Consider the following 15016-nt stretch of genomic DNA (forward strand, 5'->3'; position numbering starts at 1 on the left):
CTGCCGGGCGAAGTGCAGGCGCGCTACAGCACGCCGCTGTCGTTCCGCGTCGGCGGCAAGATCGTCGAACGCCAGGTCCGCCTGGGCGATGCCGTGACGCCCGGCCAGATCGTGGCCCGGCTGGATCCGGCCGACGCCGCCAAGAACGCGGCCAGCGCCCGCGCCCAGCTCTCGGCCGCCCAGCACCAGCTGGACTACGCCAAGCAGCAGCTGGACCGCGACCGCGCCCAGGCGCGCGAGAACCTGATCGCCGCCACCCAGCTGGAACAGACCCGCAACGCCTACGCCTCGGCGCTGGCGCAGCGCGACCAGGCCGCGCAGCAATCGGCGCTGGCCGCCGACCAGCTCAAGTACACCACCCTGCAGGCCGACCACGCCGGCGTGATCACCGCCGAGCGGGCCGACACCGGCCAGAACGTCTCGGCCGGCCAGGCGGTCTACAACCTGGCCTGGTCCGGCGACATCGACGCCATCTGCGACGTGCCCGAAAGCGTGCTGGCCAGCCTGGCGGTGGGCCAGCGCGCCAGCGTCACGCTGGGTCCGCTGCCCGGCCAGACCTTCGACGCCGTGCTGCGCGAGATCGCGCCCGCCGCCGATCCGCAGAGCCGCACCTACCGCGCCAAGCTCACGCTGGAAAACCCCAAGCCCGAGGTCCGCCTGGGCATGACGGCCAACATCAGCTTCAGCAACGCCAGCGCCAATGGCGCGGCGACCTACACGCTGCCGGCCACCGCGCTGTTCCATGACGGCAAGGAGGCCGCCGTCTGGGTGGTCAAGCCGCAGGAGGACACGCTGGAACTGCGCCGCGTGCAGGTGCTGCGCTACGACGCCCGCACGGTCACGCTGACCCAGGGCCTGCAGCCCGGCGAACGCGTGGTCTGGCAGGGCGTGCATGCCGTGTCGGCCGGCCAGAAAGTGCGCGCCGTGCCGCCGCTGCACCCCGAGGACTTCGCATCATGAGCGGCGTGGATCAACAAGCCGGGCAGGCCTCGCAGCGCGACGAGGAAGGCAGCTTCAACCTGTCCGCCTGGGCGCTGCGCCACCAGTCGCTGGTGGTCTTCCTGATTTCGCTGGTCACGCTGTTCGGCGTGCTGTCGTACACGCGGCTGGCGCAGTCCGAGGATCCGCCATTCACCTTCCGCGTCATGGTCATCCGCACGCTATGGCCCGGCGCCACGGCGCAGCAGGTGCAGGAACAGGTCACCGACCGCATCGGCAAGAAGCTGCAGGAAACCCCGGCCACGGACTTCCTGCGCAGCTACTCGCGCCCCGGCGAATCGCTGATCTTCTTCACCATGAAGGACTCCGCGCCCGCCAGCAAGGTGCCGGAAGAGTGGTACCAGATACGCAAGAAGGTCGGCGACATCGCGGCCACCCTGCCGCAAGGCGTGCAGGGCCCGTTCTTCAATGACGAGTTCGGCGACGTCTACACCAACATCTACGCGCTGGAAGGCGACGGTTTTTCGTCCGCCCAGCTGCGCGACTACGCCGACTCGCTGCGCACCGTGCTGCTGCGCGTGCCCGGCGTGGCCAAGGTGGACTACTTCGGCGACCAGCCGGAACGCATCTACCTTGAAATCTCCAACACCCAGCTGACCCGGCTGGGCATCTCGCCGCGCCAGCTGGCCGAGGCCATCAACAGCCAGAACGCGGTCACGCACGCCGGCACGCTGACCACCGAGGACGACCGCATCTTCGTGCGCCCCAGCGGCCAGTTCGACGACGCCCGCGCGCTGGGCGACACGCTGATCCGCGTCAACGGCAAGTCGATCCGCCTGGGCGATATCGCCGAGATCCGCCGCGGCTACCAGGACCCGCCGGTGGACCAGATGCGCCTGGCCGGCAAGCCGGTGCTGGGCATCGGCATCACCATGCAGCCCGGCCAGGACGTGGTGCACCTGGGCCGCGCGCTGGCCGCCAAGTTCGGCGAGCTGACCGCTCAGTTGCCCGCCGGCCTGACGCTGACCGAAGTCTCCAGCATGCCGCGCGCGGTATCGCACTCGGTGGATGATTTCCTGCGCTCGGTGGCCGAGGCCGTGGCCATCGTGCTGGCGGTCAGCCTGGTGTCGCTGGGCATGCGCACCGGCATGGTGGTGGTGATTTCCATTCCCGTGGTGCTGGCGGTGACGGCGCTGTTCATGGACATGTTCGGCATCGGCCTGCACAAGGTCTCGCTGGGCACGCTGGTGCTGGCGCTGGGCCTGCTGGTGGACGACGCCATCATCGCCGTGGAAATGATGGCGGTGAAACTGGAACAGGGCTGGAGCCGCGCCCGCGCGGCCGCCTTCGCCTACACCAGCACCGCCTTCCCCATGCTGACCGGCACGCTGGTCACCGTGGCCGGCTTCCTGCCCATCGCGCTGGCCAAGTCCAGCACCGGCGAATACACGCGCTCGATCTTCGAGGTCTCGGCCATCGCGCTGATCACGTCCTGGTTCGCGGCCGTGGTGCTGATCCCGCTGCTGGGCTATCACATGCTGCCCGAGCGCAAGCGCGAGGCGCACCTGCCCGACGACCACGAGCACGACATCTACGACACCCGCTTCTACCAGCGCTTCCGCCGCTGGGTGGGCTGGTGCGTGGACCGGCGCTACCTGGTGCTGGGCGGCACGGTGATCGTCTTCATCGTGTCCATGGCCGGCTTCAGCCTGATTCCCAAGCAGTTCTTCCCCAGCTCCGACCGTCCCGAGCTGCTGATGGACGTGCGCCTGCAGGAAGGCGCATCCTTCGCGGCCACGCTGCGCCAGGTCGAGCGCCTGGAAAAGGCGCTGGACGGCCGGCCCGAGATCGAGCACATGGTCAGCTTCGTGGGCAGCGGCGCGCCGCGCTTCTACCTGCCGCTGGACCAGCAGCTGGCCACGCCCAACTTCGCCCAGTTCGTCATCACCGCGCATTCGGTGGAAGACCGCGAGAAGCTGGCGCAATGGCTGGGCGGCATGCTGCGCGAGGAATTCAGCGCCGTGCGCACGCGCCTGTCGCGCCTGGAGAACGGGCCGCCGGTCGGCTTCCCGGTGCAGTTCCGCATCAGCGGCGACAAGATCGCCACCGTGCGCGCCACCGCCGAGCAGGTCGCCGCGCAGATCCGCGCCGACGCCCGCACGGTCAACGTGCAGTTCGACTGGGACGAGCCGTCCGAGCGCTCGGTGCGCTTCGAGATCGACCAGCAGAAGGCGCGCGAAGTCGGCGTCACGTCCAGCGATGTGTCCAGCTTCCTGGCCCTGACGCTGTCCGGCTACACCGTGACCCAGTACCGCGAGCGCGACAAGCTGATCAACGTGGAACTGCGCGCGCCGCGCGAGGAACGCGTCGACCCGGCGCGCCTGGCCACGCTGGCCATGCCCACGCCCAACGGCCCGGTGCCGCTGGGCAGCCTGGGGCAGCTGCGCTACGGCCTGGAATACGCGGTGATCTGGGAACGCGACCGCCAGCCCACCATCACGGTGCAGGCTGACGTGGTCGCCGGCGCCCAGGGCATCGACGTGACCCACGCCCTCGACAAGCAGCTCGACGCGCTGCGCCAGGAGCTGCCGGTCGGCTACCGCATCCAGGTCGGCGGCACCGTCGAGGAAAGCGCCAAGGGCCAGAACTCGATCAACGCCCAGATGCCGATCATGCTGGTGGTGGTGCTGACGCTGCTGATGGTGCAGCTGCAGAGCTTCTCGCGCGTCATGATGGTGGTGCTGACCGCGCCGCTCGGCCTGATCGGCGTGGTCGCCACGCTGCTGCTGTTCGGCCAGCCCTTCGGCTTCGTCGCCATGCTGGGCGTGATCGCCATGTTCGGCATCATCATGCGCAACTCGGTGATCCTGGTGGACCAGATCGAGCAGGACATCGGCGCCGGCCATCAACGCATCGACGCCATCGTCGGCGCCACCGTGCGGCGCTTCCGTCCCATCACGCTGACGGCCGCGGCCGCCGTGCTGGCCCTGATCCCGCTCCTGCGCAGCAACTTCTTCGGTCCCATGGCCACCGCGCTGATGGGCGGCATCACCAGCGCCACCGTGCTGACGCTGTTCTTCCTGCCGGCGCTGTATGCCGCCTGGTTCCGGGTGAAACACGACGAGCGCGCGGGAGCACAACAATGACCACCGTGAAATCCCCGCGCATCCCGGTACGCCTGGCCATCCTGCCGCTGGTGCTGGCGCTGGGCGCCTGCGCCTTCGCCCCCGACCGCAAGCCGCCCGCGGCGCCGCAGCCCGCCCAGTACGGCGTGCAGCCCCTGCCCGCCGCCGGCGCCACGGCGCAGGGCGTGGCCCAGCGCTATGAACAGGGCGCCCAGCCCGTGCCGCAATGGTGGAAGCGCTACGGCTCGCCCGAGCTGGATGCGCTGGTCGAGGAAGGCCTGGCGAAAAACCCGGACCTGGCCGCCACCGGCCGCTCGCTGGCCGCGGCCCGCGAGCAGCTGCGCGGCCAGATCAATTCATCCCTGATGCCCACCGTGGACGCCGGCGGCGAGGTCTCGCGCAAGCGCGCGCTGACCATGCCCGGCCTGCCCGATCCCACCAAGCTCTACAACGTCTACACCGGCCAGATCCAGGCGCGCTACGAAGTGGACATCTTCGGCGCGGCGCGCTTCGCCAACGAGGCCGAGGGCGCGCGCGTCGAACGGCGCGCTTTCCTGCTGGATTCGGCGCGTCGCGCGCTGGCCGCCAACATCGTCACCGGCGCCATCCGCTCGGCCGCGCTGGCCGAACGGGTCGCGCTGACGGAGAAACAGGCCGTGCTGTCGCGCCAGGTCGCGCGTGACGCGCAGCGCCGCTACGAGCTGGGCTCGGCCTCGCAGAGCGAGGCGCTGGACGCCGACCGCGACGCCGCCAACCTGGAAGCCTCGCTGCCCGGGCTGTACGCCGAATGGCAGTCCACCCGCCACGCGCTGGCGGTGCTACTGGGCCGCACGCCCGACCAGGCGCCGCCGGACCTGGCTTTTGGCGCGCTGACGCTGCCGGCGCAGGTGCCGGTGCTGGTGCCATCGGATCTGCTGGCCTCGCGCCCGGACATCAGGGCGGCGGAAACGGCGGTGCAAGCCGCTGCCGCCGATGTAGGACTGGCCACCGCGCAGCTCTTTCCCCGACTGAGCCTGACGGCCTCGATGGGCAAGGGCGGCTTCAGCTGGCCCGGCGCGCTGTCGGGCGCCGGCTCGATCTGGGCCATGGGCGCCTCGCTGACGCAGCCGATCTTCCATGGCGGCCAGCTGCTGGCCGAGCGGCGCGCGGCCAAGCTCATGTACGAGGCCTCGATCGAGCAATACAAGCAGGCGGTGCTGTCCGCGTTCCAGGACGTGGCCGACACGCTGGCGCGGCTGGAAGCCGGCAGCCAGGCGCTGGCCGCCGCCGAGGCCTCGCGCCGTTCAGCCGAACAGTCCTATCGCAATACCGCGAGCCGCGTGCGGCTGGGCGCGCTGGCGCCCTATGCCGGCCGCGCCAGCGAGCAGCGCTTCATCTCGGCGCGACTGGCCGAGGTGCAGTACGCCACGCAGCGGCTGACGGAAACGGCGGCGCTGTTCCAGGCCATGGGCTCGCCGGCGCAGGCGCCCGCGCAGGAACCGACCCAGGAGGCCGCCGCGCCCGCCGCGCAGCCCTGAACCAGACCCCCGACACGTTCCTCGTGTCTTGGCCCCGCGCCTCCCCCGGCGCGGGGCTTTTTTTGTTTCACGATGACTCCAGTGCCGCAATTCGCTGGACTGCGCCAAGGTTCGATACAGCAGGTTCATCAATCACTTAGGCGAGTTCAACATATGCCGGAGCTTTCCGAAAAGAGCGGTGGCCCGAGCACCGCCAGTCCCGTTCTATGAAGGTGACAGCATGACAACGAGGAAGACGCCTGCGGCAGCGGGGAAACGCACCGCCTTACCGGTTGGCTATGCCGGCATCCACGGTGGCATTGTGGAGTTACTGGATGCTGCGCGCCAGGCAGCGGCGCGCAGTGTCAATGCGCTGATGACGGCCAGCTATTGGGAGATTGGCCGCCGGATCGTCGAAGCCGAGCAGAAAGGCAGGCGGCGGGCCGGTTACGGTGAACAGTTAATGGAACGCTTGTCCGCCGATCTAACGAGCCGATTCGGGCGCGGGTTCAGCCCGGACAACCTGGAGAACATGCGGCGCTTCTTCGTCGCTTATCCCTTGTCTGCAATTTCCGAGACACTGTCTCGGAAATCTGGAGACGGACTGCCCATCGAGAATTCCGAGACGGTGTCTCGGAAATTCGACCTCTCCAAACTGGCCCAGGTCTTCACTTTGCCGTGGTCGGCCTATGTCCGGCTGTTGTCGGTCAAGGATGACCATGCCCGCCAGTTCTACGAGGCCGAGGCGTTGCGCGGCGGCTGGAGCGTGCGCCAACTCGACCGGCAGATTGGAAGCCAGTTCTACGAACGTACGGCCTTGTCCAAGGACAAGGCGGCGATGCTGCTCAAGGGGGCAGTGGCCAAGCCCGAGGATGCCGTCACGCCCAATGACGCCATCAAAGACCCGTATGTGCTGGAGTTCCTCGACCTTAAAGACGAGTATTCGGAATCCGACCTGGAAGCGGCCTTGATCCAGCGTCTGGAATACTTCCTGCTGGAACTGGGTGAAGGGTTCACCTTCGTCGGGCGGCAGCGCCGGTTGCGCATCGACCAGACCTGGTATCGGGTCGATCTGCTGTTCTTCCATCGCAAGCTGCATTGCCTGGTCATTGTCGACCTGAAGCTGGGCAGCCTGCCCCATGCCGACGTGGGGCAGATGCACATGTATTGCAACTATGCCAAGGAACATTGGGCCTACCCGGATGAGAATCCGCGGGTGGGCCTGATCCTGTGCGCGGACAAGGGCCATGCCCTTGCGCGGTATGCGCTGGACGGCTTGCCGAACAAGGTGATGGCGGCGAACTATCGGACGGTATTGCCAGATGCCGAGTTGCTGCAACAAGAGCTTGAGAACACGCGGCGTCTGCTCGAATCTCGCGGAACGCTGTCTCTCAAAGACGACAAGCCGTAGTCGTGTGTCCCGGCGTACCGCCATCGGGCTCGTGGGCTTCACCCTGTGCTTCGTGCCGGATCACAGCCATTCGGCGCTGATCCCTGACGCCTCCGGCCTGGATCGTTGATCCGGGCCTGCGCGTGCTGCGCATTTGCCGACGACAGGTGTGTGGCTGAGCGGGGTGTACCGGCCACTTCCATCGTCCCCATCAGCTGCGAAGGATTGGGCGCGGTGACCTGGTTCAAGATGGTCGTGGCGTGCCGGTTCCCCAGCATCGGGGTGCCCGCGACCTGCCCGGCCAGGTCAGGGCCGCTTGAGCCCCGCCCGCATGCCCGCGACGATGAAACGCACCAGGTACTCCGCCTTGTTCTTCAGGTCGCCCGCATGCGTCTGGCCTTCGGAGATGCGCTCGATGCGGCGGTCGAACACGCTCATCACCAGCGCGCCGACCGCGTACAGATAGGCCCAGTGCGCGTAGTCCGGATCCTGCTTCGGCAGCACGGTCCGGATCGCATGGACGAACTCGACGGCGAAAGGATCGAAATACTCCGCGACGATGCCGCGCTCGGCTTCGCGCGGGTCCGACACTTCCCTGGCCACCAGCTTGGCGTAGGCCACGCCCGCCTCCCCGCCCTGTGCCTGCACCACCGGCAGGACCAGCGCGCGGACGATGTGTTCCAGCGGATCCACGCCCGGCGCGACCGGCGCGTGCAAGGCGGTCAGGCGCGCGTCGAGCAGCGTCCTGAAGCGCTCGAACAGGGCGCGGTACAGGTTCTGCTTGGTCTCGAAGTGATAGACGATCAGAGGCAGGCCCACGCCGGCCTGCGCCGCGATGTCGCGCATGGACACGCCGTCGAATCCCCCCTGTGCGAACAGCTGTTGCGCCGCGTCCAGGATCCGGTCGCGCTTGCTGATGGCGGCGGGCGCCTTGTTCCGGGCCGTGGCCGCTTTCTTGGGCACAGGCTTTGCTGGCATGCATCTCTCCTCTGGGATGGCCTGGAATTTTAAGGAAGTCATGGTAGCCCTGGTTTTCCCTAGGGGCTCGATGGATTGACCAAATAAACTGAACGATCGTACAGTCAGTTTTCCATAAGAGACGATCAAGAACGTCAGGAGACAAGCGTGGCCCCTTCCCCATCCACTTTGAAATGGCGCGTGCTGGCCGGGTACTTCCTGAGCTATATGTTCGATGCCGTGGACATCCTCATCCTGGCGATCGCCATGCCGGCGATTTCGGCGTCACTGCAGATCGGCCCGATGCAGGCCGGGCTGCTGGCCACGGCCACCCTGCTCGGCATCGGCATGAGCGGCCTGGTCATGGGGCCGCTGGCCGACCGCTGGGGCCGCCGCAAGGTGCTGCTGCTGTCGCTGGGCAGCTTCGGCGCGCTGACGATGGCGGTTGCCGGCGCCACCGATTGGCGCGAAGTGCTGGCGCTGCGGTTTCTCTCGGGCCTGGGCCTGGGCAGCGTCTGGGGCATCGCCGCCGCGCACGTGAACGAAACCTGGCCGGCGCACCAGCGCGCGCGGGCCACCTCCTTCGTGCTCAGTTCCTTTTCCATCGGCGCGGCCATCGCCGCCGCCGCGGCCTCCTACCTGCTGCCGGCCCATGGCTGGCGCGCGCTGTTCTTCGTCTGTGGCGCGGCGGTCGTGATCGCCATGGTCTACGTCTGGCGCTACGTACCCGAATCCGAGACCTGGCTGGCCGACAGGCAGCGCAAGCGCGCTGGCGCGCCGCAAGGCGCGGGCGGGCAAGGCGTCGCCCCGCTGTTCGCGCCGGCCCTGCTGCGCGTGACGCTGCTGGGCACGCTGGTCTCGGCCCTGACGCTGGCCGCGTACTGGGGCGCCAGCACCTGGCTGCCGACCTTCCTGCAAAAGGAACGCGGGCTGGAGACCGGCACCATGGCGCGCTTCCTGGTCCTGCTCAACATCGGCATGTTCGTCGGCTACAACGCCTTCGGCTATATCGCCGACCGCGTCGGCAAGAAGAAGGCCCTGATCCTGTCGCTGGTCTGCTCCGGCCTGCTGCTGCCGTTCTACGTGCAGGCCACGGATCACCTGCTGTTGCTGTGGCTGGGACCGGTATTTGCTTTCTTCATGGCCTTCGCCGGACTGATGGGCTCGTACTTCGCTGAATTGTTTCCCACCCAGCTGCGCGCCACGGGCGCGGGTTTCTGCTTCAACGTGGGGCGCGGCATCTCCGCCTTCGCGCCGCTGCTGCTGGGCTCGATGTCCGCCACCTTCGGCTTCGGCCCGAGCATCGCCGCCTGCGGCGGCGTGTTCGTGATCGCCGCCGCCGTGGTGCTGCTGCTGCCCGCCGGCAAGACCGCCGCAGCCGAAGAACCCGTCACCGCGCACTGAGCCCGGCCTCAACCGCACTCCCCAACACGAACAGGAATCCCGCCATGACGCGCCGCTTCGTCGATCTGTCCATCTACCTGGAGAACGATGTCTTCTCCGATCCGCCCGCCTTCAAGCCCGAGATCCAGTACTTCACCCACGAGCACACGATCGGCCAGATCGAGCCCTTCTTCCCCGGCCTGAAGAAGGAGGACCTGCCCGACGGCGAAGGCTGGGCCGTGGAAAAGGTCACGCTGTCCACTCACAACGGCACGCATCTGGACGCGCCGTTCCACTTCCACAGCACCATGGACAAGGCGCTGGGCGAGAAGAAACGCGCCTGGACCATCGACGAAGTGCCGCTGGAATGGTGTTTCCAGCCCGGCGTGAAGCTGGACTTCCGTCATTTCGGCGACGGCTATGTCGTGACCGCCGCCGACGTCGAGGCCGAGCTCAAGCGCATCGGCCACACGTTGCGACCGCTGGAAATCGTGGTGGTGAACACGCGCGCCGGCAGCCGCTACGGGCATGATGATTTCGTCTCCGCCGGCTGCGGCATGGGCTACGACGCCACCATGTACCTGCTGGAGCGCGGCGTCCGGCTGACGGGCACCGACGCCTGGAGCTGGGACGCGCCCTTCGTCCATACCGCCGAGAAATATGCCCGCAGCCACGACGCCGGCCTGATCTGGGAAGGCCACAAGGCCGGCCGCGACATCGGCTACTGCCACCTGGAAAAGCTGCACAACCTGGAAGCGCTGCCGCCCGACGGCTTCTACATCAGCTGCTTCCCGCACAAGATCCGCAACGCCTCGGCCGGCTGGACGCGCGCCGTCGCCATCTTCGACGACGCGCTGATGCCCGCGGCCTGACGGCGCGCGCCGCCCGCTCATTCCCCGCCCCCTGGAAGCACCCGCCATGACCAAGACCATCATCAGCTGCGCCATCACCGGCTCGGTCCACACGCCCACCATGTCACCCTACCTGCCCTGCACGCCCGAGGAGATCGCCGCGCAGAGCATCGCCGCCGCGCAGGCCGGCGCGGCCATCATCCACCTGCACGCGCGCAACCCGGCCGACGGCAGCCCCTCGCCGTCGGCCGACGTGTACATGCAGTTCCTGCCGCGCATCGCCGAGCAGACCGACGCCGTGCTCAACATCACCACCGGCGGCAGCGTCACGATGACGCTGGAGCAGCGCCTGGCGGGCGCGCTGCGCGCGTCCTCGGAGATGGCCTCGCTGAACATGGGTTCGATCAATTTCGCCATGTTCCGCATGGCCGAAAAGCCCCGCCAGTGGAAGCACGACTGGGAAGTGCCCTATCTGCAGGCCACCGAGGACGGCATCTTCCGCAATACCTTCCGCGACATCCGCTACATCCTCGAGACCCTGGGCAAGACGCACGGCACCCGCTTCGAATTCGAGTGCTACGACATCGGCCACCTCTACAACCTGGCCTACTTCGTCGAACAGGGCCTGGTCAAGCCGCCGTTCCTGATCCAGTCGGTGTTCGGCGTGATGGGCGGCATCGGCGCCGATCCGGAAAACGTGCTGCTGATGAAGCAGACGGCGGACCGCCTGTTCGGCAAGGACTACGTCTGGTCGCTGTTCGCCGCCGGCAGGCAGCAGATGCCCTTCGTGACCATGGGCGCGGTGATGGGCGCCAACGTGCGCGTGGGCCTGGAGGACAACCTGTTCCTGGGACGCGGACAGCTCGCCGCGTCGAACGCCGAACAGGTCGCCAAGATCCGCCGCATCCTCACCGAGCTGGGCATGGAGATCGCCACGCCCGACGAGGCCCGCCAGATCCTGCAGCTCAAGGGCCGCGACAACGTCGCCTTCTGACGCCCGCCGCGCAACAAGGAGCCCGCGCATGGCAGCCCCCAATCCCCTGGACGGATACGCCGTCGATCCCTCGGCCATCCGCTACGTCGGCCACGAACTGCAGCGTCCCGAGTGCATCCTGGCCGAGCCCGACGGCACGCTGTGGGCCGCCGACGCGCGCGGCGGCGTCACCCGCATCGCGCCGGACGGTTCGCAGCGCTACATCGGCCAGCGCGCGGACACGCGCTTTGGCGACGGCGCCAGCGACGCCGGCGCTGCCGTGCAGGCCCGCTACACGCAAGGCACGCTGCCCAACGGCCTGGCCTTCGCCGCCGACGGCAGCATCCTGATCTCCAACTTCGGCACCGACCGCCTGGAAATCATGGACCGCGACGGGCGCACCCGCACGCTGATCGACAACATCGACGGCCAGCCCATCGGCAAGGTCAACTTCGTGCTGCGCGATGCCAGGGACCGCGTCTGGCTCACCGTCTCGACGCGGGTGAACCCGTGGACCCGGGCGCTCGCCGACCGCGTGCGCGACGGCTATGTGGCGGTGGTCGAAGATGGCCGCATCCGCGTGGTGGCCGACGGATTTCACTTCACCAACGAAATCCGGCTCGACGCCCGCGAGCAATGGCTGTACATCGTGGAAACCACCGGCCCGCGCATCACCCGCATGCGGCTGGACGAGTCCCGGCCGGACGGGGTCAGGCTGGTCGACCGCGAAATCTTCGGCCCCGCCCACCTGGGCGGCCTGCCCGACGGCATCGCGTTCGACGCGCACGGCAATCTGTGGGCCGCCCTGATCATGGTGGACCGGCTCATCGCGCTCACGCCCGAGGGCGACATGCGGGTGCTGCTGGACGACGGCGACGCCGAGGCCAGCGCCAACCTGATGCAACGCTTCGACGCAGGCACGCTGCGCAGCGAGGACATGCAGCGCGCGCGCGGCGCCATCGCGCCGTGGATGGCCAGCATCACCTTCGGCGGCCCGGACCTGCGCACCGGGTATCTGGGCAGCCTGTTCGGCACGCGCATTCCCTGCTTCCGCTCGCCCGTTCCCGGTCTGCCGATGGCGCACTGGCCAAGGGCAGGCCGCTGAACGCGCGCCGGACTCAGCCGGCGCCTGCGCAACATCCCCCCGCAGGCGCGCTGACCGGCGCGCTCTGCGCGGCGGGCGCCATGGCGTTCTCGAACAGGATGTTGTTCTCCATGTGGATGTGCGCCATCAGGTCTTCCTTGAAGGCGCGCAGCCCCAGGTAGAGCGCGCGCCAGGTATTGCAGGCGGCGCGCGGCAGCGTGATGTTGTTCGTCAGCGCCAGCAGCCGTTCCAGCGCCACGCCGTGATCGTCGTGCTCCATGCGCATCACCGTGATGGGCATGGCCGCCATCGCGCCATGGCCGCGCGCCAGCAGCGGGAACAGCACCTGCTCTTCCTTCTGCATGTGGCTCTCCAGCTCCTGGCTCATGGTGCGCAGGTGCTCGGCCAGCCCGGTGGGGCAGTCCGGGCTGTCGGCGTGCACCTGCTCCACCTTCAGCGACAGCCGGATCAGCTCGGGCAGCTGCTGGCGATGCACCTCGTGATAGCGCGCCAGGATGTAGTCGATCAGATCGGCGGGGCTGGCCGCGTTCCAGTCGGGCATGTCGGACGGCTGCTGCGCCAGCTCCATCAGGCGCGCCTCGATGCGACGGGCGTCCAGCGCCCGCTCGGCGGCGGCATCGGCCAGGCTTTTCTTGCCGCCACAGCAGAAATCCAGCTCGTATTCGTGAAACACCTGCGTGGCGCCAGGGATGCTGCGGGCCAGCTGGCCCAGGGATTGCTCGACCAAACTCATTGCGTCTCTCCAAGGTACGTGACGGTGCTTCTTCCACAGCGAATTCCGTGCCAGAAAAAAGTTTGAGCCGGATCAAGCACTTGCGATTCAAAGGGTAGCCATGACCCTGCCCGATGCGGGTAAATGGAACCCTGAACGGTACAAATCACCCCGCCATGCAAAACCTGCTCCTGGCCGACCTGGTCGTCGATCTGCCCCCCGCCGTGCGCCTGCAACGGCTCGTCTCCAGCGTGCGCGCGCACTTCTCCTGCGGCGCCGTGGCCCTGTTGCAATTGGAGGAAGACCATCTGCGCCCCGTGGCCGTGGACGGCCTGACCCAGGACGCGCTGGGCCGGCGCTTCGCGGTGCAGCAGCATCCCCGGCTGGCCGCCATCCTGGCGCGCCGGGGCGTCACCTGCTTCCATCACGACAGCACCCTGCCCGACCCCTACGACGGCCTGATCAACGGCATGGCCGGCGAGCCCCTGCCGGTGCACGACTGCATGGGCACCAGCCTGCATGTCGAGGGCCAGCCCTGGGGCGTGCTGACGCTGGACGCGCTGGAGGTCGGCACCTTCGGCGCCGAGGCCCAGTCCGAATTGCGCGGGCTGATCATGCTGGTGGAAGCGGCCCTGCGCACCACGCGGCTGGAGGCCGAGACGCGCGCGCTGCGCCTGACGCGGGGCCAGTCCCAGGCCGACGGCGCGCCCGCCGACAACCACGAGATCCTGGGCCAGAGCGAGTCCATCGCCCGCCTGCTGCACGAGATCGACGTGGTGGCGGACTCGGAACTGCCGATCCTGCTGCTGGGCGAGACCGGCGTGGGCAAGGAACTGTTCGCCCACCGCGTGCACCGGCTGTCGCGCCGCCGCGCCAAGCCGCTGGTGCACGTGAACTGCGCCGCCCTGCCCGAGTCGCTGGCCGAGAGCGAGCTGTTCGGCCACGCCAAGGGCGCGTTCTCGGGCGCGGTGGCCGACCGGCCCGGCCGCTTCGAGGCCGCCAACGGCGGCACCCTGTTCCTGGACGAAGTCGGCGAACTGCCGCTGCTGGTGCAGGCCAAGCTGCTGCGCGCGCTGCAGAACGGCGAGATCCAGCGCCTGGGCGACGACCGTCCCCGGCGCGTGGACGTGCGCATCGTGGCCGCCACCAACCGCAGCCTGAAGGACCTGGTGCGCGACGGCGACTTCCGCGCCGACCTGTACCACCGGCTGTCGGTCTATCCCATCGCCATCCCGCCGCTGCGCGAGCGCGGCAACGACGTGCTGCTGCTGGCCGGCCGCTACCTGGAACAGAACCGCGCCCGGCTGGGCCTGCGCAGCCTGCGGCTGGCGCTGGACGCCGAAGAGGCACTGCGCCGCTACCGCTGGCCGGGCAATGTGCGCGAGCTGGAGCATGTCATCAGCCGCGCCGCCATCAAGGCGGTGAGCCGGGGCGCCAACCGCAACCACATCGTCACGCTGGAGGCAGGCCTGCTGGACCTGTCCGGCGCCGACCTGCGTCCCCTCGCGGCGGCGCCGGACGCGCCGCCCGCCACGACGCCGGACGGCGCGCTGGCTACCTTGCGCGACGCCGTGGACGCCTGTCAGCGCCAGCACGTCCGGCTGGCGCTGCAAGCGCACGACGGCAACTGGGCCGCGGCCGCACGCGTGCTGGAGGTGGACCCCAGCAACCTGCACAAGCTGGCGCGCCGGCTGGGCTTGAAGGGCTGAGGGCCGCGCGCTACCATCCCTGCCCCATGAAAAGAACGCTGATCCGCCTCGCCCTCTGCCTGCTCGCCGCGCCCTCCCTGGCCCAGGCCGGCGACCTCGACAAGGCCAATTGCACCTACAAGGGCATCCCGCTGCGCGGCAAGGTCCAGATCGTCGACGCCTTTCCCGACATCAAGATCGAGGTCGTGAACGCCTTCGAGGACATCCGCGTCGAACGCGTGCGCGCCTTCGCCAGCAGCTGCGGCAAATGGGAGATCGTCACCGCCTTCCCGGACTTCAAGGTCCAGATCGTGCGCGCCTTCGGCGACATCAAGGTGTCCTGGGTGACGGCCTTTCCCGGCATGCGCTGATCGGCGCGCCGCCCGCGATCCCCGCC

The 15016-nt window shown here is 68.6% G+C and carries 12 protein-coding genes; 10 read left to right on the top strand and 2 right to left on the bottom strand.

What is annotated here, in order from left to right:
• From KDH83_RS23885 to KDH83_RS23900, 4 genes are all read left to right on the top strand, one after another.
• Positions 1-960, top strand: a 960-nt coding sequence (locus tag KDH83_RS23885) for an efflux RND transporter periplasmic adaptor subunit (RefSeq protein WP_212320497.1), incomplete at its 5' end; no start/stop codon positions are given.
• Complete coding sequence (locus KDH83_RS23890; RefSeq protein WP_212320499.1) at positions 957-4085, top strand: efflux RND transporter permease subunit; 3129 nt, start codon at positions 957-959, stop codon at positions 4083-4085. The genes KDH83_RS23885 and KDH83_RS23890, both read left to right, overlap by 4 nt.
• On the top strand, positions 4082-5581 hold the full coding sequence (locus KDH83_RS23895) for an efflux transporter outer membrane subunit (RefSeq protein WP_212320501.1): 1500 nt from the start codon (positions 4082-4084) through the stop codon (positions 5579-5581). Before KDH83_RS23890 ends, KDH83_RS23895 begins: the two co-directional genes overlap by 4 nt.
• A 220-nt stretch (positions 5582-5801) precedes the next feature.
• Entirely contained in the window at positions 5802-6971 is a 1170-nt protein-coding gene (locus KDH83_RS23900) for a PDDEXK nuclease domain-containing protein (protein ID WP_212320503.1), read from the top strand.
• Between the two features lie 285 nt (positions 6972-7256).
• Here the strand turns inward: KDH83_RS23900 and KDH83_RS23910 are convergent, their stop codons facing one another.
• Positions 7257-7928, bottom strand: coding sequence for a TetR/AcrR family transcriptional regulator (locus tag KDH83_RS23910; RefSeq protein WP_212320507.1), 672 nt, complete (start codon positions 7926-7928; stop codon positions 7257-7259).
• A gap of 147 nt (positions 7929-8075) precedes the next feature.
• Between KDH83_RS23910 and KDH83_RS23915 the strand changes: the two genes are divergently transcribed.
• Genes KDH83_RS23915 through KDH83_RS23930 form a run of 4 tightly spaced genes read left to right on the top strand, consistent with a single transcriptional unit; the run spans position 8076 to position 12219 of the window.
• The gene (locus KDH83_RS23915; RefSeq protein ID WP_212320509.1) at positions 8076-9311 is read left to right on the top strand and encodes an MFS transporter; all 1236 of its coding nucleotides are present in this window, start codon (positions 8076-8078) and stop codon (positions 9309-9311) included.
• A gap of 44 nt (positions 9312-9355) precedes the next feature.
• A complete protein-coding gene (locus KDH83_RS23920; protein WP_212320511.1) occupies positions 9356-10162 on the top strand; it encodes a cyclase family protein in 807 nt (268 codons plus the stop codon).
• Positions 10163-10208: 46 nt separating this feature from the next.
• Complete coding sequence (locus KDH83_RS23925; protein ID WP_212320513.1) at positions 10209-11135, top strand: 3-keto-5-aminohexanoate cleavage protein; 927 nt, start codon at positions 10209-10211, stop codon at positions 11133-11135.
• Positions 11136-11163: 28 nt separating this feature from the next.
• A complete protein-coding gene (locus KDH83_RS23930) occupies positions 11164-12219 on the top strand; it encodes an SMP-30/gluconolactonase/LRE family protein (RefSeq protein ID WP_212320515.1) in 1056 nt (351 codons plus the stop codon).
• A gap of 13 nt (positions 12220-12232) precedes the next feature.
• Here KDH83_RS23930 and ytfE read toward each other — a convergent pair whose 3' ends face one another.
• A complete protein-coding gene (ytfE, locus tag KDH83_RS23935) occupies positions 12233-12952 on the bottom strand; it encodes an iron-sulfur cluster repair protein YtfE (protein ID WP_212320517.1) in 720 nt (239 codons plus the stop codon).
• A 155-nt stretch (positions 12953-13107) separates the two neighbouring features.
• On the opposite strand from ytfE, the gene norR reads away from it, so the two are divergent.
• On the top strand, positions 13108-14640 hold the full coding sequence (norR, locus tag KDH83_RS23940) for a nitric oxide reductase transcriptional regulator NorR (protein WP_212320519.1): 1533 nt from the start codon (positions 13108-13110) through the stop codon (positions 14638-14640).
• A gap of 26 nt (positions 14641-14666) precedes the next feature.
• On the top strand, positions 14667-14990 hold the full coding sequence (locus KDH83_RS23945; RefSeq protein WP_212320521.1) for a hypothetical protein: 324 nt from the start codon (positions 14667-14669) through the stop codon (positions 14988-14990).
• Positions 14991-15016: the final 26 nt, after the last annotated feature.

It is taken from the genome of Achromobacter sp. Marseille-Q0513 (assembly GCF_018195695.1).
Classification (GTDB): Bacteria; Pseudomonadota; Gammaproteobacteria; order Burkholderiales; family Burkholderiaceae_B; genus Achromobacter.